The following is a 21,146-nucleotide window of genomic DNA, read 5'->3' as shown; positions in this document are numbered from 1 at the left end:
GCCGGAGTAAGTTTTACTTCCGTGTTTCCTCGCCGGGTGCGGCAGGCTCAAGCGCCAGCGCATGTACGCTGCCTTTCAGCTCATCCTTCAGGACTTCATTGATCGCACGGTGACGGGCGACGCGCGACATCCCTGCGAAAGCCTCCGCGACAATCCGCACGCGAAAATGCGTTTCGCCTGACCCATCAAATGTGCCATGATGATCACCGTCTGAATGATGGTGACCAGCGTGGAGGTGGCTTTCATTGATGACTGCCAAAGAAACGGGATGAAAGGCCTGCGTCAGTTTGTTTTCGATCGCTGACTGAGTGGACATTTCGTTCTCCTGCGCCCATATGGTAGTTTCACTTGGCAAATCCGCACATGATCACAAATTTACCGCCATTTCAGGCGTTAGGTCGATCCATGGGTAAATGTCAATTCATGCTTAGATCAGATAACTTGAGTCGATGACCGCAAATTCGAAATATTTTGACAGCATCCGTATCCGGCCGAAAAAGGCGGAAGAGGAAAAATCACGCACACCGGTGTGCCAGTGGGACGGTTGCGATAAACCCGGCCCGCATCGCGCACCCGTAGGTCGTATGAAGGAAGGCGAGTTTTTCCACTTCTGCATTGATCACGTGCGTGAATACAACAAGGGCTACAATTATTTCTCCGGCCTGTCTGACGCCGAAGTGGCGCGCTATCAGAAGGAAGCGCTGACTGGCGACAGACCCACTTGGACCATCGCCGGTCTGCCGGGAAGCGGCGCTGGCGCGAGCGCACAAGCTGCAGCCGCCGGTGGGGCGAGAACATCACCTGATTTTTCAAAATTGCGCTCGGGCCGTGCGGCCTATCAGAACAGATTCCGTGATCCTAACAGCGTGTTCAACGAAGCACGGGTGCATGTGCGCAAGCCCAAACCTTTGGAAGCAAAAGCGCTGGATACGCTCGGACTTGGCGCAAAAGCCAGTGGCGAAGATATCAAGTCGCGCTATAAAGAACTGGTGAAGCGCCATCACCCCGATGCAAACGGCGGGGATCGGGCTTCCGAGGATCGTTTCCGTGACGTAATCCAGGCCTATCAATTGCTCAAACAGGCAGGTTTCTGCTAACCACGATTGAGCCGAATTCGGAGCCCCTTGGGGGTTTCAAGACTGTGACTACATTTATGCGTCTGCGCGTGCAGTCGCGCTGGAGGCATGATGAACAAGGTTGATCGCGATATTGCGAATTTGCCGGACACAACGGTTTCTGTCGCAAAGCTTTTCGGGTTTGAATCCGACATGATGGTTCCTGCCTACAAGGCAGGCGATGCTTATGTGCCGGAAATCGATACCGATTATCTGTTCGACAAACAGACCACACTCGCCATTCTTGCCGGATTTGCCTACAACCGCCGCGTCATGGTTTCCGGCTATCACGGTACTGGAAAATCGACCCATATCGAACAGGTCGCCGCACGTCTCAACTGGCCTTGTGTCCGCGTCAATCTCGACAGCCATGTCAGCCGTATCGATCTCGTCGGCAAGGATGCGATCGTCGTGAAGGAAGGCATGCAGATCACCGAATTCCGCGATGGTATCTTGCCTTGGGCCTACCAGCACAACGTCGCTCTGGTTTTCGACGAATATGATGCCGGCCGACCGGACGTCATGTTCGTCATACAGCGCGTACTGGAATCATCCGGCCGTCTGACGTTGCTTGACCAGAGCCGGGTCATTCGTCCGCACCCAGCTTTCCGCCTGTTTGCAACGGCCAACACAGTTGGCCTCGGTGATACGACGGGTCTTTACCACGGCACCCAGCAAATCAATCAGGCGCAGATGGACCGTTGGTCCATCGTGACGACACTGAATTATCTGCCCCATGACAACGAGGCGGCGATCGTTGCGGCGAAGGCAAAGCATTACCAGAACAGGGAAGGCAAGGAGATCATCTCCAAGATGGTCCGTGTCGCCGACATGACCCGTTCTGCCTTCATCAACGGCGATCTGTCGACGGTCATGAGCCCGCGTACGGTCATCACATGGGCCGAAAACGCCGATATCTTCAAGGATATCGGTTTTGCCTTCCGGCTGACCTTCCTCAACAAGTGCGATGAACTGGAACGTCCGATCGTTGCCGAATTTTATCAGCGCGCCTTTGGCAAGGAACTGCCTGAATCGACGGCCAATGTCGTCATAAGCTGAGTATTACGCGAAATGGCAGGTCCGGGAGACAACTCACGTGCGAATCCGAAAGGCCCGGTTGATTCCGAGCCCTTCAAGCGCGCCGTTACGGCGTGCATGCGTGCCATCGCCGGCGATCATGAGATGGAAGTCAGTTTTGGCAATGACAAGCCTGCTCTGACCGGACATCGTGCGCGGCTCCTGGATTTGCCCAAGCGCCCGTCGGCCAATGACATTGCGATTACGCGCGGCATTGGCGATTCCATGGCGCTGCGCAAGGCATGCCACAATGACCGTATTCACGCCACGCTTGCGCCGGAAGGCAAGCAGGCGAGGGCAATCTTCGATGCAGTCGAGCAGGCGCGGGTCGAAGCGATCGGCGCGCTGCGCATGGACGGCGTTGCCGAGAACCTGACTTCAATGCTGTCGGATAAATATGCCCGCGCGAATTTCCCGGCAATCACCGACAAGGCCGAAGCTCCTCTCGAAGAGGCGGTGGCGTTGTTGGTTCGCGAAAAGCTGACAGGCCGCAAGGCGCCGCAATCAGCTGGCAACGTGCTCGACCTCTGGCGCGACTGGATCGAGGAGAAAGCCGCAAGCGATATCGATCATCTTGCTGGCAAGATCAACGATCAAAACGCATTCGCCCGTGTCGTGCGCGAAATGCTGGCTTCCATGGAGATGGCGGAAGAGCTTTCGCAGGAAAGTGAGCAGGACGACAGCCAGGACAACGACGAAGACGCACCCGAACCCGAGGAGAACAACGAGGGCGGTTCGGAAGAGGACCAGGGCAGTGATTCATCGGAGAATGATGATTCCGACACGTCCAGCGATGAGAGCCAGGCCGGCGAGACCGAGGCTGCGGATGCGTCCTCCGACGATATGGATGAGGATTCTGATGCCGACGCGGAAATCCCCGGCGAGGCGCGCCGCCCCAATCCTCCCTTTTCCAATCTTGGCAGCGAAAGCGGCTACAAGATCTTCACGCAGGAGTTCGACGAGACGACCGATGCGGAAGAGCTCTGCGACGAGGCCGAACTGGAACGCCTGCGCGCATTCCTCGACAAGCAGCTGGCCAATCTGTCCGGTGTTGTCGGGCGGTTGGCAAACCGGCTGCAGCGGCGGTTGATGGCGCAGCAAAACCGCTCCTGGGATTTCGATCTGGAAGAAGGCTACCTCGATTCTGCCCGTCTCGTGCGTATTGTGATCGACCCGACACAGCCGCTCTCCTACAAGCAGGAACGCGATACGGATTTCCGCGATACGGTCGTCACCCTTCTTATCGACAATTCCGGATCGATGCGGGGGCGCCCGATCACTGTGGCTGCCACATGCGCCGATATTCTGGCACGCACGCTGGAACGTTGCGGTGTCAAGGTCGAGATCCTCGGCTTCACGACGAAAGCGTGGAAGGGCGGTCAGGCGCGTGAAGCCTGGCTGGAGCGCGGCAAGCCGGCAAATCCTGGCCGTCTCAACGATCTGCGCCACATCGTCTACAAACGCGCTGACGCCCCATGGAGGCGCTCGCGTCGCAATCTCGGCCTGATGATGCGGGAAGGTCTCCTGAAGGAGAATATCGACGGTGAGGCCCTGATCTGGGCGCATCAGCGCTTGCTCGGACGTCCTGAGCAGCGCCGCATTCTGATGATGATTTCGGACGGCGCGCCGGTCGATGATTCCACACTGTCGGTCAATCCCGGCAATTATCTCGAACGGCACCTGCGCGCGGTGATCGAGGAAATCGAGACGCGTTCACCGGTCGAACTAATCGCCATCGGTATCGGGCACGACGTGACGCGTTACTATCGCCGCGCAGTCACGATTGTCGATGCCGAGGAGCTGGCCGGTGCGATGACCGAGCAATTGGCGTCCTTGTTTGAAGAGCAGGAGCGGCGCTCCCCCGCGAAATCGGCGCGGATGCGATAATATGAGCTGGATCGCGCTGCATTTTCGGCGCGTTGCCATATTGCTTACAGTTCCCTTTCTTTTTGCAGCACCTTTATTGGCCGCGGACCAAGGGACTGTTGCTGCGGATATCACCTCCCGGACGATCACCAGTTTTCGTATAGGATCATCAGAAACGCGTTTTGGCGCACTGACGTTTGTTGGTGGTCTGGAAATGACTTCCGGCAATCGTGAATTTGGCGGGCTTTCCGCATTCCGTTATCTGGATTCTGGAAAGGAGTTTCTAGGAATTACCGACACCGGCTTCTGGTATGCGGGCAAAATGGAACGGGATGAGCGCGGCCGGCCCGCGTCAGTCAGCGGTTTCCGGCTTGCCCCGATCCAGAGCGAAGAGGGCACGCCGGTCGAAGGCAAGTGGAACTCCGATGCAGAAGGCATGAGTGTGTCTGGCAAGACTGTCACGATGTCGTTCGAACGGATCCACCGGATAGCCGAATTTACACTGGACCTTGAGAACTTCGCATCAAAGCCGCGTGACCTTCCACTGCCGATCCCGAGGAATGAACTGCGCAACAATCGCGGCATCGAGACGATAGCGTATGCGCCCGCCTCCAGCCCGCTTGAGGGAGCGCGTGTTGCGATAACGGAGAAGAGTATCAACAAGGCGGGCGACATGTTCGCCGCTGTCCTTGAGGGGTCACGAAAGGGAACCTTTTACGTCAAACGACGCGATGATTTCGATATCAGCGACGGTGATTTCTTGCCCAATGGTGATCTGTTGCTTCTAGAGCGGCGGTTCAGCATCGCGAGCGGCGTGACCTTGCGCATTCGCCGCATTGCGGCAGACGATATCAATCCTGGGGCAACGGTCGATGGCCCCTTCATCCTGCAAGCGGATATGCGCGATCAGATCGACAATATGGAAGGGCTGGACGTCTGGCAGGCCGAGGACGGGAGTACGCGTATCTCAATGGTCTCAGATGACAATCATTCGATCGTCCAGAGAAATCTCTATCTGGAATTCCGGTTGGCCGAATAGATCGCCGGGGCGAAGATGGCAAGGATAGCGCCGTAAGGCACGAGCATGACGATTGCCATCACCATCTTGACCATCAAGTCACCAAAACCAAGCGACATCCACAGCGGAATTTCCTTGCCAAAGAATGGTACAAGCATGGCCAGCGACGAATCCGCTTGACCGGTCATGGCATCAACCCAGGCGAACCTGGCTGCAAAGGCAATCGAGAAAAACAACAGCGTATCGAGGAGCGAACCGAAAATGGCGGAGGCAAAGGGTGCTTTCCACCAGGTCAGCTGCCGCAATTTGTTGAAGACAGTAATATCGAGAAGTTGCGCGGTCAAAAAGGCCGTACCGGAGGCAATCGCAATGCGCGGCGTAGCCAGCCAGATCGACAGGATAACCGCGATCGTAAAGCCGACATAGACGACTTTGCGCGCAAAGGCGGGCCCATAGCTGCGATTGGCCAAATCATTGACCAGAAAGGCTATGGGATAGGTGAAAGCACCATAGGTGAGTATGTCACCCAATCCGAAATGATTGAAAGGATACTGAACCAGAATATTGGACGCAGCAACGACCCCGCACATGGCGAGGACTGGAAGGATAAAATCCGATGGGGAATAGGCGCTTTTGAGCTGCATTTTTTTATCCTGGGTAATGGAACCAGCGGCGGTTGAATCAACAATAAGGCCAGCGGAAGCTGGCCTTATTGAATACAAAAGGTCGCGTTTGCTGATTAAGCAGCAACCGGGGCTTCGAGAAGCTTCTTGGCGATCTGACGCTTCAGGAGACGGGCGCGCTGCGACAGTTCCTTCTCGTCAGCCTTGACCAGGAACGCATCCAAGCCACCGCGATGCTCGACGCTGCGCAGGGCATGGGCCGATACGCGCAGACGGTAGCTCTGACCGAGAGCTTCCGAGATCAGCGTTACGTGGCAGAGGTTTGGCAAAAAGCGGCGGCGCGTCCTATTGTTCGCGTGGCTCACATTGTTACCGTACTGTACCGATTTAGCGGTCAATTCACATGTGCGGGACATTGGGTCTCACCTTCAAATTTCATTACCTATAGCCCGAATGTTTCTTGTTACCATCGCACGTCGCCGTGCAGCGGCGCGCTTATCGGACAGGCGGCCTATTGGGAAGTCGCGTTTCTATAGTGATATGAGCCGCGCGCGTCAAGTGCGCTTCTGCCATGTTTGGCATGGCTTTTGCGTAAAGACGCCTGCATTCTTATGTTTATCACAACTTTGCCTGCTTTATACAGTCGAAGCCTAAGGACAGGGACCGCTTTGGACGGGAATGACAGAGAATGAAAGCCAGCAGGCATTTTGCCGGTCGAACAGTTTGGACTATTCCCTTTGCTGCACTTGCGCTGATGGCGGCAACGCCGGCTCGACCGGCCGATTCCTATCAGACAGATTATCGCGTTTCGCTATTTGGTTTGTCGATTGCCAAGGCAAGTTTCTCAACCAAAGTCGCGGATGGCACTTACGAGGTGAAGGGCACCCTTTCCAGTTCCGGCCTCGCCAGTCTGTTTGACGACACAAAAGGCAAGCTCGATGTCACGGGTCAGTTTGCCAAGAACGGTCCCGTACCAGATTCCTACGTGGTCAAATACAAGCATGGCAACCGCGACAAGAGCACGTCGATTGCCTTTACCAACGGGAATGTGACCAATACAACCAATGTACCCCCCATCAACAAGAAGAAAAACTGGGTTGAACTTTCGCGCGCCGATCTTCAAGCCGTTGCCGATCCAATCTCAGGCGTGATGGTGGCCGCCAGCAGTCTGAACGAGGTCTGTACCCAGACGCTGCATATTTATGATGGCCAGACTCGCGTCGATCTTAAACTATCTCCCTCTGGCGGCGCGCAGCCCTTCTCCACCAAAGGTTTCAAGGGTGACGCTATCACCTGCGCGGCCAAATTTATTCCGATTGCCGGTTATCAGTCGGGTCGAAAGGCGATTGAATATCTGAAAAACTCCAGCAGGATCAGTCTCACCTTTGCATCGCTCGGCAAGTCCGCTATCTATTCGCCGGTGCTGGCGAAGATCGGCACGCAGGTCGGCACGGTGACTGTTTACGCAACCCGTTTCGAAAAGACACAATAGACGCGGCTGGGGCGGCCGCTTTCGAATTGGGGGCGTCGTGGCTACGTTTGTCGGGTTTCTTGCGATCATCATGTGGGCGATGCTCGCGCTTTTCACAGATGTGTCGGGTAAGGTTCCGCCATTTCAACTGACAGCCATGACATTCGCCATCGGCGCAAGCCTTGGGCTGATCTCGTGGTTCTGGCGGCCGGGCGCGGCACGGCATCTGCGGCAGCCGGCGCGAGTCTGGCTGCTCGGTGTTGTCGGGCTCTTTGGCTACCACTTCCTCTATTTCACGGCGCTGCGTAACGCACCGGCCGTCGATGCCAGCCTGATCGCTTACCTTTGGCCGCTGTTCATCGTCGTTGGATCGGCGCTGATGCCGGGCGAACGCCTTCGCTGGTTCCACATTGTCGGCACGCTGTTGGGGCTGTCTGGTACCGTGCTGATCATCACCAAGGGCGGCGGCGTAGGCTTCGATGCCCGGTATAGTTTCGGCTATGCCATGGCGGGGCTGTGCGCGTTGACCTGGGCGGCCTATTCGCTGTTGTCGCGGCGTTTTGCAAACGTGCCGACCGATGCAGTCACCGGCTTTTGTGTTGCAACGTCGGTTCTTTCGCTAATTTCGCACCTGCTGTTGGAACAGACGGTCTGGCCGGAAGGAATTGTTCAATGGCTCGCCGTGCTGGGGCTTGGCCTTTTTCCGGTGGGTGCCGCCTTCTACGTTTGGGACTACGGCGTTAAACACGGCAATATCCAGGTCCTCGGCGCGTCGAGCTACGCTGCGCCACTCCTGTCGACGCTCGTGTTGATTATCGCTGGCGTAACCGAACCAACAACACGTGTCCTCCTCGCTTGCCTGCTGATCACACTTGGCGCGGTGTTGGCGGCCAAGGAAATGCTGCTCAAGCGACGCTAGGCTCCCAGCCTGGCTCAGCCAGCTCGAACTGAGCGAAGTCAAAGCCCGGTGCCACAGTGCAACCGACCAGTGTCCAGTCGCCTAGGCTTGTTGCTGTCTGCCATTGTCCGGCTGGAACAATGGCTTGCGGGCGCTCACCCGCTGCAAGATCGAGCCCTAGCCTGTGCGTTTCATGCGGAGAGCCTTCGGCCGCGATTGTCAGGAGCAGGGGCGCACCGCCATACCAATGCCAGACCTCGGCCGCATCCTTGACCCGGTGCCAGGCGGACACTTCGCCCTTCTCCAGCAGGAAGTAGATCGCGGTGGAATGGCCACGCCCGCCTTCTGGCCACTCGCTCTGGTTGTCGCGGAAGGTTTGCACATAGGAGCCGCCTTCGGGATGCGGTTCAAGGCAGAGATACCGGCGGATTTCGTCTGGCGTCAGTGTCATCAGAAATTATCCTTGCGCTTGCGGATCTCGGCGAAGACCGCCTCGTCGCTAGCCTTGTCCATGTTCAGATTCCGGCGAATCGAGGGGTCATGCCAGCGAAGGAACGGGTTTGTGGCCATCTCGCGCAGGATCGTTGTTGGCAGGGTCGGCAGGCCCGCCTCACGCAGTGCGGTGATTTGCCGGGCGCGTTCCTTAAGTGCCGAGTTGTCCGGGTCGATGGTCAGCGCAAAGCGTGCATTGCTTTCGCTATACTCGTGGCCACAATAGATCTCAGTCTCGGCCGGCAATGCGATCAGTCGCTGCAGCGACCTGAACATCGTTACCGGAGTCCCTTCGAAAAGGCGGCCGCAACCAAGCGAAAATAGCGTGTCGCCGGTAAATACGACCTTGGCGGCAGGAATATAAAACGAGATTTCACCGGCGGTATGACCCGGCGTCGAGATGACATCCACGCTGAAATTGCCGAATTGAAACCGCTCGCCGTGGCTGACGGCGCGATCGATGCCCGGTATCTGGGCCTTCTCGTCCTGCGGTCCGATGATCTCCACGCCAAAACGCTGTTTGAGTGCGAGATTGGCCTCGATATGATCGCCGTGATGATGGGTGGTGAAGATATGCGTCAGGTTCCAGCCACGACGCCTGAGCGCGTCGAGAATCGGCTGCAGTTCCGGCGCATCTATGGATGCGGTCAGATTGGCATCCGGATCGTGGATCAGGACGCCGAAATTGTCGCTACGGGCGGTAAATTGTTCGATTTGCAGATTGGACATGGTCGTTCTCTTCATGCTTGCTCTGTGCAGGATAGTCCCCCTTTAAACAGGTGCAACCCATGTCACAGCCATTTCTTGATGTTCCCGTTTCTCATGGTACGTTGCGCCCATGCATCTCGACATCATCGATCTTCGCTCCTTCTACGCTTCCACGCTCGGCCACCTGACCGAGCGTTCGATTACCATGGCGCTGGCTTCGATCTGGCCCAAGCTGCCGGGCGAGCGGCTGGTTGGCCTTGGCTATGCCGTTCCCTATCTCGACCGGTTTCGCGGCGATACGGAGCGGACCTTTGCCTTCATGCCTGCCGGGCAGGGTGCAGCCAGCTGGCCACCGGCTGAACCATCCTCTACCGCATTGATTTTTGAAGAAGATTTGCCCCTGCCGGATTCTGCCGTGGACAGGGTGTTGATGGTGCATGCCCTCGAACATGCCGAGGATCCGCGCGAAACACTGAAGGAAATGTGGCGGGTCCTGGCTCCGAACGGCCGCCTGGTCATTGTCGTGCCCAACCGGCGTGGGCTTTGGGCGCGCTTCGAGCACACGCCGTTCGGCAGCGGCCGCCCTTATAGCCGGGGGCAGTTGACCCGGATATTGCGCGAAGCGAATTTCACCCCGGGTCCATGGGCCGAAGCGCTGTTTTTCCCGCCGTCGTCGCGGCGCTGGATGATGCGCCCGTCCGGTCTGTTGGAGCGGATGGGCCGGCGCTTCTGGCCGATGTTCTCGGGCGTGGTGATTGTCGAGGCGCAGAAACGCATCTACCAGGGCTTGCCTGTGGCCAAGCGCTCGTCACGTCGCGTGTTCGTACCCGTCCTCTCGCCGTCAGGCACAGCAAGCGCGAGTTCGCGTTGATACAACCAGATTACCCGCTTTGGTTTAGATTCTTGTCCAAGAAATCGAGGATTCTTGTGTGAGAATCGCCTATTTCTGTGAAAGATTTGAATCGTGCTCTGCAATCCTTCAGGAAGGCCGGATTATCGTTTGAGCAGGAATACCGCCTGCTGACCGAAGAGATTCCAGAAGCCCCAGGGCATGTTGAAGCCGAGCCGGCTGCCAAACGCGTTGAGCGCCACAGCCGATTCCACCTGCGCACCAACTTCCCTGGTCATGTCGACAAAGTCGTTGATAGTGCAGAAGTGAATGTTCGGCGTGTCGTACCAGCTGTAGGGCAAATCCTTGGTCACCGGCATACGGCCATTGATGGCGAGCGATGCACGCACCCGCCAATGACCGAAATTCGGAAAGGAGACGATGGCCTTTTCGCCGATGCGCAGGAGTTCCGTCAGAACGTTCTTCGGGTTGCGGGTAGCCTGCAAGGTCTGTGACAGGATCACATAGTCGAAGCCGGCATCGGGGTAGTATTTGAGGTCGCTGTCGGCGTCGCCCTGGATAACCGAAAGGCCGCGGGCGACGGACTCATTGACGCCCTTTTGCGACAGCTCCACACCGCGGCCATCGACGCCCTTGGTCGTCTGCAGCAGCTCCAGCAGTTCGCCGTCACCGCAACCGACATCGAGTACGCGCGAGCCGGGTTCCACCAGCGAGGCGATGACATCGAAATCGACACGGGGATGAATGTTGACGCTCATGATGGCAAGAGCCCCTTGGCGCGGGCCGCCGAGCGAATGAAGCCATTGATGGCTGAGAACATTTCCGGCTCATCCAGCAGGAACGCGTCATGGCCGCGGTCGGATTCGATCTCGACAAAGGAGACCGAGGCGCCGGCAGCATTGAGCGCATGGGCGACAGTGCGGCTTTCACTGGTCGGGAACAGCCAGTCGCTGGTGAAGGAGACGATGCAGAAGCGTGTCTTCGACCCAGCAAAGGCATCCGCGAGCACACCCTCATGCTCCGCCGCCAGATCGAAATAGTCCATGGCGCGGGTCATGTAGAGATAGGAATTGGGATCGAACCGTTCGACGAAACTCATGCCCTGATAGCGCAGATAGCTTTCGATCTGGAAATCGGCATCGAAGCCGAATGTCACGTTCTGCCGGTCCTGCAGGTTGCGGCCGAATTTACGGTGCAAGGCAGTCTCGGACAGATAGGTTATGTGCGCCGCCATTCGGGCCACTGAGAGACCCTTGCGTGGCAAGGTCCCTGCTTCGAGATAGCGGCCGTCCTTCCACTCGGGGTCAGCCATGACTGCCTGGCGCCCGACTTCATGGAAGGCGATGTTCTGCGAGGAATGACGCGCACCGGTTGCGATGGCAACGGCAGCAAACACCCTGCCGGAATGGCTGGACGCCCATTCCAGAACCTGCATGCCGCCCATCGATCCGCCGATGACGGCAAAGAGCTGTTCGATGCCGAAATGGTCGACGAGCATTGCCTGGGCGCGCACCATGTCGGCAATGGTGATGACCGGGAGATCGAGCGCATAGGCCTTGCCGGTCTGGGGATTGATCGAGGCTGGACCGGTCGAACCCAGGCAGCCGCCGAGCACATTGGAACAAAGGACAAAATAGCGATCAGTATCCACGGGCTTGCCCGGACCGACCAATGTTTCCCACCAGCCGGGCTTGCCGGTCACGGGATGCACATTGGCGACATGCTGATCGCCGGTCAGCGCATGGCATATCAGGATCGCGTTGGATTTATCAGCATTGAGCTCGCCGTAGGATTGGTAGGCGATGCGGAAGGGCGACAGCGAAACACCGCTATCCAGATGCAGCGGCTTGTCAGCTCCAAATTCCACCACAGGGCTGTGGGGATTTGTGGCTTCCTGGCTTTTCTGATCGTTCTTGGGCGTTGAGCGGCTGGCTTTGGTCATGATCACGCAATTTAGGGTGCGGGGGTAGGTATGGTCGCACATTGCGCAAAGTCAATGGTTTCTTTGCGTTTCAATCGTTCTGCAACCTGTCCGCAGCAACTTGTTCTCGACATCAGCCTCTTTGGCAGCTATGTCCGCACGGTCGCTTATAGCGAGATGGTGTATTTGGAATAAACGTCGCCGCACTTATCTCCCCGCTTGCGGGGGAGAAAGCAATTTCAGCATCTTAGCTTTGCTAAGTGCTAGAAAGCGCAAGAGAGGGGGTACTTCGATGATTTCAAATCCCCTCTCTTGGATTTTCCAAGAATTTACCAAAGAGGCTAAATTCAAGAAAATCCTTTCTCGCCCACAAGGGGAGAGATAAGGCGGCATCGGTTTGAACACCAATCGAACGATGTTACGGATCAATCATGACCTCGACACTTAAAGACATGCGCCCAACCCCTAAAGCCGGTGTGCTCGACATAGCAGCCTATGTCCCCGGCAAGGAACATGCTCCTGGTGTTGCAAAGGTCTATAAGCTGTCGTCCAATGAGACGCCGCTCGGTGCCAGCAAGCATGCGATCGATGCCTATCGCGCGGCGGCAGAGCGCCTGGAAATCTATCCGGATGGGCAGGCGACAGCGCTGAAAAAGGCCATCGCCGATGTGCACGGCCTGAATGCCGATAACATTCTGTGCGGCAATGGCTCCGACGAGCTGCTTGGCCTTCTGTGCCAGACCTACCTTTCGCCAGGCGACGAGGCGATCTACACCGAGCATGGCTTCATGGTGTACAAGATCTACATCATGGCTGCCGGCGCGACGCCGGTCGTTGCCAAGGAAGATCATGAGCGCGCCGAGGTCGACTCCATCCTGAGCGCGGTGACGGCGCGCACGAAAGTGGTGTTCCTCGCCAATCCGAACAATCCGACCGGCACCTATCTGCCTTTCGAAGAGGTGCGCCGCCTGCATGCCGGCCTGCCGAAGAATGTATTGCTGGTGCTGGATGCCGCTTATGCGGAATATGTGCGCCGCAATGACTACGAAGCCGGTGTCGAACTGGTTTCGTCATTCGAGAACGTCGTGATGACGCGCACCTTTTCCAAGATTCATGGCCTTGCCGCGCTTCGTATCGGCTGGATGTTCGCTCCAGCTCACGTCATCGACGCGGTGAACCGCATTCGCGGCCCGTTCAATTTGAACTCGGCTGCAATCGTTGCCGGGGCCGCGGCAATCCGCGACCGCGCGCATGTCGATCAGGCCGTTGCCTTCAATGAAAAGTGGCTGCCCTGGCTGGCGGAACAGCTGACGGCGCTTGGCCTGCGTGTCACTCCATCGGTCGGAAACTTCGTTCTGGTGCACTTCCCCGACAATGCGGCGAAGTCTGCCGAGAAGGCGGACGCCTACCTGACGGGCAAGGGCTATATCTTGCGCCGCGTCACGGGATACGGATTTCCGAACGCGTTGCGCCTTACCATTGGATCCGAAGAAGCCAATCGCGGCGTAGTCGCTGCACTCTCCGAATTCTTGAAGTAGAACATGTCCAAAATCCATTTTGATAAAATCGCACTGATCGGCATCGGCCTTATCGGTTCGTCGCTGGCACGCGTCATCAAGCGCGAAGGCCTGGCCGGTCATATCGTCATTTCCACGCGCAGCGAAAACACGTTGGCGCGGGCGCAGGAACTAGGCCTCGGCGACAGCTACACGCTCGCCAGCGCCGAGGCGGTCAAGAACGCCGATCTCGTCATTGTATCGGTCCCCGTCGGGTCGTCTGGCGCCATTGCCAAAAAGATTGCCGGGTCGTTGAAGCCGGGGGCAATCGTGACAGATGTCGGCTCGACCAAAGGCTCGGTCATCGCACAGATGCAGCCGGAACTTCCGGCGACCGTCCATTTCATTCCGGGTCATCCACTTGCCGGAACGGAATATTCCGGTCCCGACGCCGGGTTTGCCGAACTTTTCGCCAACCGCTGGTGCATCCTGACGCCATTGGAAGGGACTGATCCTGTTGCCCTGGACCGGCTGACGAAATTCTGGCAAGCCTGCGGTTCGCGGCTCGACACGATGGATCCGGTACACCACGACCGCGTCCTCGCCATCGTCTCGCACCTGCCGCATCTCATCGCCTATAACATCGTCGGTACGGCCAGCGATCTTGAGGAAGTGACGAATTCCGAGGTCATCAAATACTCGGCGTCTGGTTTCCGAGATTTCACCCGTCTGGCTGCGTCGGACCCAACCATGTGGCGCGATGTCTGTCTGCACAACAAGGAAGCTATCCTTGAAATGCTGGCGCGGTTTTCCGAAGACCTGGCGTCATTGCAGCGCTCTGTCCGCTGGGGCGACGGCGACGCGCTGTTCGACTTGTTCACGCGGACCCGTGCGGTGCGTCGCGGCATCATCGATGCCGGCCAGGAAGTCGATGCACCGGACTTCGGCCGCCAGAAAGCAACGCAGGTGCCATCCAAATAAAGGCAGCTGTCAAAGCTATCTCCCCCGTTGCGGGGGAGAACGGATTTTAGCTCTTCTTGCCGAATGTTATCCCCTCGCTTGCAATTTCTAGCACTTAACAATGGCTAAGATGCTGAAATTGCTTCTCCCACAAGGGGACAGATCATCGGCACCGTCTTTGCAATCCTTGTCTTGCACCTATTATAGCGATGGCAGCCGGCCGATATTGATAAAACCCACTGACATTTTGCCGTTCTTGACTGTTATAGGCAGCGTCGGTGCGCCGGTTTCATCCTTCGGCACAAAGGCCATCGCCTGAAGCACTGAGGAAATCGTGTTGCCTGCCTCGGGGAATATGCCCTGGAGCGCCTTGGCGACGCCTTCCGGATTACGCATCGTCACTTTGAAGTCACCGCTGATACGGCCATCATCGGCTATCGAAAACGGTCCGGTGACGGCTATTCCGCTGCCATCATCAAACGCCACATCGATTTTGCGCAACGTGCCGGACTGGCCGCGCAGCACCGTCAAATCCCGTTCCGGTTTGCCGAGCAATGCGAAGCCATTGGCCAGTTGCACATCCGCGGCGCCGGTCAATTGCGGGAGGGACCGGTTATCGATGAGGTTGTCGGCAATCTTCAATTTGTTGAAAGAGAGAGCGACGTCCATTTGCGGTTCGTTGGCAACGAAGTGCAACTCGCCGCCCTGCACAACGGCCATTGGAGCATCGCCGGCTGCGGCGTTGCGCTGATTGACAATGACATTGCTGCCCTGGATGGAGATTTGCCTGGGAAGCGGCCTATCCAACCGGATGCTCGAAGTGAGATTGTCCCATTTGGCATCGAGCGGGATGATGCCGGGAACGTCGATCGCTGCCGGACCATCGATCCTGCTGACAATCTGGAGCGGGTCGTAGATCTGCGCTGCGGAGCGGAAAGTTCCGGCGGTAATGGAAAGGTTCTTCGCCGGATCGGCCCAGCCCACCTTGGTGCAGTCGAGACCGACGCGCAGGGGGTAGCCATTTGCCCTGGCGTTTTCGCAGGTGGCGTCGATGCCCTTTTCCTTGAAAGCCGCGATGTTCGTGGCAACGCGGCTTTCCAGCTCGTTAGCCAGATAGTACCAGCCGCCGGTATAAAGCACCCCGAGCAGAACAATTCCGCCGCCGAGATATTTCAGAAGTCTTCGCCGTTTCGGGCTGTTTTCGGTGGTGCTTGACGGCATGGTCCGGCTCTCGCTATCGATCAGGGAAGACGCTTCACAGTTTCAAACTGCTATCAGGACGGATATGGGCGATTTTTGGGTCTTTGGCTACGGCTCTTTGATGTGGAAGCCAGGCTTTGCACATGTGGAGACGATGCATGCCCGTTTACACGGCTATCGCCGTGCACTCTGCGTGCGCTCCTATGTGCACCGGGGAACGCCGGAGCGGCCCGGTCTGGTCCTCGGTCTTGACCGTGGCGGGTCCTGTTTGGGGATGGCGTTTCGCGTGCCGGGCGATTTCGAGGATGAGGTGGTTGAATACCTGCGGGCGCGCGAGCTGGTGACGCATGTCTATCTGGAACGACGGCTCGGTGTACGGCTGGAGGACGGGCGCAAAGTTGAGGCACTGACCTACATCGTTGACCGCAGCCATGTGCAATATTCCGGTGCGCTTTCGGTGAGCGAGGCGGCAACCGCCGTGCGCGGCTCCGTCGGTCAGTCAGGGCGCAACGAAGACTATGTGCACAATACGCTGGAACATATGCGCAAGATGAATATTCGCGACCACTGGATGGAGGCGGTCGTCGCGGCGGTCGACGCTGGCCGTTAAACGGTGATGCGGAAGCTGTCAGGTGCTTCGCCAACATCAACATGCTCGGATGAAACACGGGAAACCGACGCTCCGGGCGGGCCTTGCCAGAACTGTTTCAGCATAGCCGACACGGCCGCGTCCGGTCCTGCGACGAGGGCCGTTACCGTTCCATCATCTTCGTTGCGCACCCAGCCGGTTAGTCCGAGCCTCTCCGCCTGCATGCGTGTCCAGACACGAAAGCTGACGCCCTGAACCCGACCGTGAATTCGAACCAGCATGGCTTTTTGTTCGTCTTCCATTGCGGCCTCCCGCAAAAAGATTCGCTGTCCACCTGTATAGTGAGAGGCAAGACTAACCCCGGATCAACCGACCCGCTAGTGGGTGGAGCGTGACCAGCTAACCGCTGACGTTAACGCCAAGCTCTCTCAGCCGGTTGATTGCCGTCGGGGGCATAGGGGGTGGATTTTCGGATTTCGCGGCCTCGATCAGGAGATCGTCGCACGCCGCTTCAGTGACCTCTTCGAGCTTCTTCAGAAAGGCGCCATTGTCGAGGCCGGGCTCAATCGGTGGCAGGATACGACAGCGGATGACGCCAGGATAGCGCATGAATTTGCGGCGCGGCCAGTAAAGTCCGGCATTGTGCGCGATCGGGACGACTGGGATACCGAGTTCTCCATAAATATGGGCGACACCATATTTATAGCGGGGTGCGGCACCCGGAGCCGTGCGCGTGCCCTCGGGATAAATCATCAGCTGTCTGTTCTCGGCGACGGCCTGACGAGCCCCCCTGACAGCGGTCTTCATGGCGGCGGAACGTTTGCCGCGATCGATCGGCACCATCTTCATTTTCTTGATGTACCAGCCAAACAGCGGGATCCAGGTCAATTCGCGCTTGAGAATGTACACCGGGTCGGCGATGTGTGGCAGGAAGGCATAGGTGTCCCAGAAGGATTGATGTTTGGCGGCGCAGATATAGGGGCCATCCGGAATGTTCTCGAGCCCGTCAATGTAATGGTCCGTGCCGGCAATCACTTTTTGCAGCCAGAGATTGGATTTCGCCCAGTTTTTCGGAACACTCCACGCCTGTTTGCGGGGGCTCAGAAAATAATAGGGGGTAAAGATGATCATCTGGATGATCAGGTTGAGATAGAACACAGCGTTGAAGACAATTGATCGGATGATCGTCATGAGGGTCTCGGGTGGCGTCGATGGGTCTGGGGCCTTCGTTATACTATATGGAAGGCGCAGTGAACCTGGATCCTACCCCTTTATGCGATGCAGCAGAGAGGCAGTGGCGTCTGACAGGCTGTCGGGCAGTTCAGACCGGATAACGGCGCCGAGATATTTGACATACTCGACAAAAAGAACCCGAACAATCAGGCCGCGGGTGATCCAGTCGCCGTCCCGCAGATTGCTGTTGACAATGGGGTAGGGGATGAACTCGATATCCTGCGAGGCGCGCCTGAGTTCGACCATTGTGCGCGGAATATGATAGTTGTTGGTGACGACAATGACCCGCTTATAATGGTTTGCATTGGCCCATTTGACGCTTTCGGCGGCATTGCCGATCGTATCGAGGGCGGATCGGTCGATATCCACACAGCACTCGAACAGGGTGGCGTCCCCACCGGTGACGCGTTGCAATTCATTGCGGTTCGTGGAGGCGTGGACGCCGCTGATGAACAGCCGTTCGCCCCGCTTGTTCTTGAGAAGTTCAAGGGCACCTTCGATGCGGGAAAAGCCCCCGGTCAAAACGACGATACCATCAGCGGGTTCGACCAGATCCGGTGTCTCCAGCATGCTGACGTGATCACTGAAGACGATGAAGCCGCCGATGAAAAGGCCGAGTGCGAGAATGCAAAGCAGGAACAGGGGCAGTATCACCCGTGTGCGCACGAATGAGATCAGTCGTTCACCGCGGCTTTCCTTGCCGGTATCGCTATCGTTCACGCCGTCCATTTTGCGTCGCAAATTGCCTCGTTTGTGGTTCGGTTTTTATAGAGGGTTAAACAGCAGCTGTGCCGGAGCTTTTGTGAAATCCATAGTATCAAAATAAACGGAAAGAACTTACGTTTCGTGACTTGCCCGTGACCGTCCGTCCACCTGTCTCAAATGCGCTATGACTGTCATTCTCGTCGTGATCATGGTCAGAACGCTTACCGCCAGTATGATCAGAACGACGCCGGTATAACCGCCGGATCCAATGGAAAAATTGCCGAAGAGCGCCGTTGCCTGATCGGCCTCGGGCGTCGCCAGGTTACGGGAAGACCACCAGGCAATGCCCAGGAAAATTGCCATGGCAAGAGCGCCGCCGCAAAGTGCGCCTTTCATGGCGGTCCAGAAGAAGTGTCGCTCGAACTGGCGGGCGACGAATTTCTGTTCAGCGCCGATGAAATGCAGCACCTCGATGATATGTTCATTGCCGGCCATTGCGCCGCGCGTGGCAAAGATCACGGTCAGGACCGTTGCAGCGATGACCAGCCCGAGCACGGCCATGCCGATGAGAACCGTCGAGCGCGCCATCGAAACGAGCCGGTCGACCCAAGCGCGGTGATCGTCGAAACTTGCGCCGGGAACGTCCTTGACCAGCGCACTGCGGATGGCGGAAAAATCGGGCGGCGAGGCTTCATCGAGCGTAACAACGACGAGGCGCGGTACCGGCAATTCGTCGATATCGAGGCCAGTGCCAAGCCAGGGCTCCAACAGCCGCGCAGTGGCAGCGCGATCGATGATGCGGGTGGATTTCACGCCGGAAAAGCCTTGCGCGATCGTACTCGCCTGGTTCAGCAGAGCTTCCATGTCCTGGCCTTCGACAGGCCGGATCTGGATCGTCGCCTCGGTCGAAATCTGGCTCTGCCAGGTGGCGGCCGTCGACTGGACAAGGCTGACGGCACCGATGGTGAGGCAGGCGAGGAAGGTCATGATGGCAATGACGATCATCAGGGCATGACCAACGACATTGCCAGCCGGAACGATCGGTGCCTGGCCGCTCTTGCCGCGTACCAGCTCCACGGCCCTTCCGACGAGATCCAGCGCCATATCCTTGAGGCGGGCGGCATCAATCATAGATGTCGAGCCTCCCCTGATCGAGAATCATGCGCCTGGCGTTGATCTGGTCCATGAGTGTCAGGTCGTGGGTCGCGATGACCACGGCCGTGCCGGAGCGGTTCAACTCGCCGAAAAGCCGCAAGAGCCGCCTCGCGAGCGGAGGATCGACATTGCCGGTTGGCTCGTCCGCCAGAAGGATTTCCGGCTGATCGATCAAGGCGCGGGCAATGGCCGCGCGCTGCTTCTCGCCGCCGGACAGGACTGGTGGCAGCACATGCATGCGCTCACCGAGGCCGACCCAATCCAGCAGTTCCTCGACCTCGGCGCGGTAGGTTGCCTCCTCCTTGCCGCGCACACGCAGCGGCAACGCAACATTCTGATAGGTGGTCATGTGGTCGAGCAGGCGGAAATCCTGGAAGACCACGCCGATACGGCGACGCAGCAGCGGCATTTCCTTCGATGAGATCGTCGCAATATCCTTGCCAAAGACGTTGATCAGACCGCGCGTCGGCTTCAGCGTCATGAACAACAGGCGCAGCAGCGAGGTTTTGCCGGCACCCGAAGGCCCGGTCAGGAACTGGAACGATCGCGGCGAAATATGGAGGCTGACATCACGCAGAACCTCCGGGCCCATCCCGTACCGCAAACCGACATTCTCAAAACGAATCAAGCGTAATTTTCCAATCTCGTGTCCACGTGTGTTTTATTTTGCGCGGACAGATTTGACCACCCATCAAACGTCACTCGTCAGCAGCCGAAACATTAATTTTTGTGGGCTAGCCTCCGCTGCATGATTCGGAGAAACATGACTGCAACAAGGCACGATGATCGGAAAACTGTGTGATAGCGCAATCGAGAGCATCGGCAGGCAAGAACGATGCGAATATCCTCACAACAAAGGCCTTTGACAGGGCCTGCGCAGAGGAAGCCTGTTTCGAGACCATCATGTTGTCCGCGGACAACATGGCAACTGAAAGGCCCGTAGAGCGCCCGTTGCCAGGCGACAGCAAGATCACAATCCTGCAACGTTCCGAAAAGACGCAAGGCAAGATGCCGGGCTTCGGCTATTGGCTCTTCGTTGCACTGGTTGCCCTTTCCGCGTTCTGGATCACCGGCGGCCACACGCTGTTCACGGCAAGGAACTAAATCGCGATCAGCTTTTGCTTTTTGGGCTTGGATCGGGCTATAGCAGCCTCTTCCATTCCCTAATGACAATCAGGAACGCGCGCATGCCAAAGGTCGGCGGAAAAAATATCGAAGTTCTCTTCAGTGCGGAGACCATCGCTGATCGCAATCTCGAACTCGCCAAGGCGATCGTCGCACGCAATTTTCAGAACCTACTGGTGATTTCGATCCTCAAGGGGTCATTCATTTTCGCGGCCGACCTGATCCGGGCCATGCATGATGCCGGGGCGGAGCCGGATGTCGAATTCATCACAGTTTCAAGTTACGGCAAGGGAACTGAAAGCGGCGAGGTCCGCCTGCTGCGTGATATTGACAGCGATGTGCATGGGCGCGATGTCCTTCTCATCGACGATATTCTGGAATCAGGAAAGACCCTGAAGTTCACCCGTGAACTGATGCTGGAGCGCGGTGCGCGCAGCGTTTCCATTGCGGTCCTTCTCGACAAGAGCGTGAAGCGCAAGACGGATATCGAGGCCGATTTCAAAGGCTTTGAATGCCCGGACTATTTCGTCGTCGGGTACGGCATGGATGTCGGCCATTCCTTCCGGCAATTGCCTTATGTCGGCGTGGTCGTGGATTAGAGAACACACAAGGTTAGCCGTCTTTACCATTCCCCTTGTAGGGAA

The 21,146-nt window shown here is 57.5% G+C and carries 25 protein-coding genes; 12 read left to right on the top strand and 13 right to left on the bottom strand.

The window, feature by feature from the left end:
- Positions 1 to 13: 13 nt before the first annotated feature.
- Entirely contained in the window at positions 14 to 316 is a 303-nt protein-coding gene (locus AAAC48_RS02870; protein WP_340652721.1) for a BolA family protein, read from the bottom strand.
- 133 nt (positions 317 to 449) lie between these two features.
- On the opposite strand from AAAC48_RS02870, the gene AAAC48_RS02865 reads away from it, so the two are divergent.
- From AAAC48_RS02865 to AAAC48_RS02850, 4 genes are all read left to right on the top strand, one after another.
- Positions 450 to 1,097, top strand: a complete 648-nt coding sequence (locus tag AAAC48_RS02865) for a J domain-containing protein (RefSeq protein ID WP_340652720.1) — start codon at positions 450 to 452, stop codon at positions 1,095 to 1,097.
- Between the two features lie 90 nt (positions 1,098 to 1,187).
- Entirely contained in the window at positions 1,188 to 2,174 is a 987-nt protein-coding gene (gene cobS, locus AAAC48_RS02860; protein WP_340652734.1) for a cobaltochelatase subunit CobS, read from the top strand.
- 12 nt (positions 2,175 to 2,186) lie between these two features.
- Entirely contained in the window at positions 2,187 to 4,079 is a 1,893-nt protein-coding gene (cobT, locus tag AAAC48_RS02855) for a cobaltochelatase subunit CobT (RefSeq protein WP_340652719.1), read from the top strand.
- A gap of 1 nt (position 4,080) precedes the next feature.
- A complete protein-coding gene (locus tag AAAC48_RS02850) occupies positions 4,081 to 5,097 on the top strand; it encodes an esterase-like activity of phytase family protein (RefSeq protein ID WP_340652718.1) in 1,017 nt (338 codons plus the stop codon).
- Here the strand turns inward: AAAC48_RS02850 and AAAC48_RS02845 are convergent.
- Both AAAC48_RS02845 and rpmB read right to left on the bottom strand, forming a co-directional pair.
- Positions 5,070 to 5,720: a VUT family protein gene (locus AAAC48_RS02845; RefSeq protein WP_340652717.1), complete on the bottom strand. Its 651-nt coding sequence runs from the start codon at positions 5,718 to 5,720 to the stop codon at positions 5,070 to 5,072. The two genes, AAAC48_RS02850 and AAAC48_RS02845, sit on opposite strands and share 28 nt — an antisense overlap.
- A 95-nt stretch (positions 5,721 to 5,815) precedes the next feature.
- Positions 5,816 to 6,115 (bottom strand): 50S ribosomal protein L28, encoded by a 300-nt coding sequence (gene rpmB, locus AAAC48_RS02840; protein WP_112523551.1) that lies wholly within the window; start codon positions 6,113 to 6,115, stop codon positions 5,816 to 5,818.
- 272 nt (positions 6,116 to 6,387) lie between these two features.
- Between rpmB and AAAC48_RS02835 the strand changes: the two genes are divergently transcribed.
- Positions 6,388 to 7,191 (top strand): DUF3108 domain-containing protein, encoded by an 804-nt coding sequence (locus AAAC48_RS02835; RefSeq protein WP_340652716.1) that lies wholly within the window; start codon positions 6,388 to 6,390, stop codon positions 7,189 to 7,191.
- A 37-nt stretch (positions 7,192 to 7,228) separates the two neighbouring features.
- Entirely contained in the window at positions 7,229 to 8,089 is an 861-nt protein-coding gene (locus AAAC48_RS02830; RefSeq protein ID WP_340652715.1) for an EamA family transporter, read from the top strand.
- Here the strand turns inward: AAAC48_RS02830 and AAAC48_RS02825 are convergent.
- Together AAAC48_RS02825 and gloB are read right to left on the bottom strand one after the other, a co-directional pair.
- On the bottom strand, positions 8,076 to 8,519 hold the full coding sequence (locus tag AAAC48_RS02825; protein ID WP_340652714.1) for a cupin domain-containing protein: 444 nt from the start codon (positions 8,517 to 8,519) through the stop codon (positions 8,076 to 8,078). The two genes, AAAC48_RS02830 and AAAC48_RS02825, sit on opposite strands and share 14 nt — an antisense overlap.
- Positions 8,519 to 9,289: a hydroxyacylglutathione hydrolase gene (gloB, locus tag AAAC48_RS02820; protein WP_340652713.1), complete on the bottom strand. Its 771-nt coding sequence runs from the start codon at positions 9,287 to 9,289 to the stop codon at positions 8,519 to 8,521. Before gloB ends, AAAC48_RS02825 begins: the two co-directional genes overlap by 1 nt.
- 109 nt (positions 9,290 to 9,398) lie before the next feature.
- Between gloB and AAAC48_RS02815 the strand changes: the two genes are divergently transcribed.
- Complete coding sequence (locus AAAC48_RS02815) at positions 9,399 to 10,139, top strand: class I SAM-dependent methyltransferase (protein WP_340652712.1); 741 nt, start codon at positions 9,399 to 9,401, stop codon at positions 10,137 to 10,139.
- A 122-nt stretch (positions 10,140 to 10,261) separates the two neighbouring features.
- Here AAAC48_RS02815 and metW read toward each other — a convergent pair whose 3' ends face one another.
- Both metW and AAAC48_RS02805 read right to left on the bottom strand, forming a co-directional pair.
- Positions 10,262 to 10,876, bottom strand: coding sequence for a methionine biosynthesis protein MetW (gene metW, locus AAAC48_RS02810; RefSeq protein WP_340652711.1), 615 nt, complete (start codon positions 10,874 to 10,876; stop codon positions 10,262 to 10,264).
- Entirely contained in the window at positions 10,873 to 12,060 is a 1,188-nt protein-coding gene (locus AAAC48_RS02805; protein WP_340652710.1) for a homoserine O-acetyltransferase, read from the bottom strand. The genes metW and AAAC48_RS02805 overlap by 4 nt, the downstream gene beginning before the upstream one ends.
- Before the next feature lie 410 nt (positions 12,061 to 12,470).
- Between AAAC48_RS02805 and hisC the strand changes: the two genes are divergently transcribed.
- Positions 12,471 to 13,577 carry a histidinol-phosphate transaminase gene (gene hisC / locus AAAC48_RS02800; RefSeq protein ID WP_340652709.1) on the top strand — a complete coding sequence of 369 codons (1,107 nt, stop codon included), beginning with the start codon at positions 12,471 to 12,473 and terminating at the stop codon, positions 13,575 to 13,577.
- Positions 13,578 to 13,580: 3 nt separating this feature from the next.
- Complete coding sequence (locus AAAC48_RS02795; protein ID WP_340652708.1) at positions 13,581 to 14,516, top strand: prephenate/arogenate dehydrogenase family protein; 936 nt, start codon at positions 13,581 to 13,583, stop codon at positions 14,514 to 14,516.
- 180 nt (positions 14,517 to 14,696) lie between these two features.
- On the opposite strand, the gene AAAC48_RS02790 is transcribed toward AAAC48_RS02795, so the two are convergent.
- Positions 14,697 to 15,716, bottom strand: coding sequence for a DUF2125 domain-containing protein (locus AAAC48_RS02790; RefSeq protein WP_340652707.1), 1,020 nt, complete (start codon positions 15,714 to 15,716; stop codon positions 14,697 to 14,699).
- 64 nt (positions 15,717 to 15,780) lie between these two features.
- On the opposite strand from AAAC48_RS02790, the gene AAAC48_RS02785 reads away from it, so the two are divergent.
- Positions 15,781 to 16,305, top strand: coding sequence for a gamma-glutamylcyclotransferase (locus tag AAAC48_RS02785; protein WP_340652706.1), 525 nt, complete (start codon positions 15,781 to 15,783; stop codon positions 16,303 to 16,305).
- On the opposite strand, the gene AAAC48_RS02780 is transcribed toward AAAC48_RS02785, so the two are convergent.
- From AAAC48_RS02780 to ftsE, 5 genes are all read right to left on the bottom strand, one after another.
- Entirely contained in the window at positions 16,302 to 16,586 is a 285-nt protein-coding gene (locus AAAC48_RS02780; RefSeq protein ID WP_340652705.1) for an acylphosphatase, read from the bottom strand. The genes AAAC48_RS02785 and AAAC48_RS02780 overlap by 4 nt on opposite strands.
- Before the next feature lie 97 nt (positions 16,587 to 16,683).
- Entirely contained in the window at positions 16,684 to 17,475 is a 792-nt protein-coding gene (locus tag AAAC48_RS02775) for a 1-acyl-sn-glycerol-3-phosphate acyltransferase (RefSeq protein WP_340652704.1), read from the bottom strand.
- 72 nt (positions 17,476 to 17,547) lie between these two features.
- Positions 17,548 to 18,258, bottom strand: coding sequence for a YdcF family protein (locus AAAC48_RS02770; protein ID WP_340652703.1), 711 nt, complete (start codon positions 18,256 to 18,258; stop codon positions 17,548 to 17,550).
- A 96-nt stretch (positions 18,259 to 18,354) separates the two neighbouring features.
- On the bottom strand, positions 18,355 to 19,353 hold the full coding sequence (locus tag AAAC48_RS02765) for an ABC transporter permease (protein WP_340652702.1): 999 nt from the start codon (positions 19,351 to 19,353) through the stop codon (positions 18,355 to 18,357).
- Complete coding sequence (gene ftsE, locus AAAC48_RS02760; protein WP_112523496.1) at positions 19,346 to 20,005, bottom strand: cell division ATP-binding protein FtsE; 660 nt, start codon at positions 20,003 to 20,005, stop codon at positions 19,346 to 19,348. Before ftsE ends, AAAC48_RS02765 begins: the two co-directional genes overlap by 8 nt.
- Positions 20,006 to 20,175: 170 nt before the next feature.
- Here ftsE and AAAC48_RS02755 point away from each other — a divergent pair, with 170 nt between their 5' ends.
- Positions 20,176 to 20,481, top strand: coding sequence for a hypothetical protein (locus AAAC48_RS02755; RefSeq protein WP_340652701.1), 306 nt, complete (start codon positions 20,176 to 20,178; stop codon positions 20,479 to 20,481).
- Positions 20,482 to 20,564: 83 nt separating this feature from the next.
- Positions 20,565 to 21,101, top strand: a complete 537-nt coding sequence (gene hpt / locus AAAC48_RS02750) for a hypoxanthine phosphoribosyltransferase (RefSeq protein WP_340652700.1) — start codon at positions 20,565 to 20,567, stop codon at positions 21,099 to 21,101.
- Positions 21,102 to 21,146: the final 45 nt, after the last annotated feature.

The sequence above is a fragment of the Phyllobacterium sp. genome, from assembly GCF_037994405.1.
GTDB lineage: Bacteria > Pseudomonadota > Alphaproteobacteria > Rhizobiales > Rhizobiaceae > Phyllobacterium.
The sequence above is the reverse complement of the archived record's forward strand: the minus strand, read 5'-3'. Positions and strand labels throughout refer to the sequence as shown.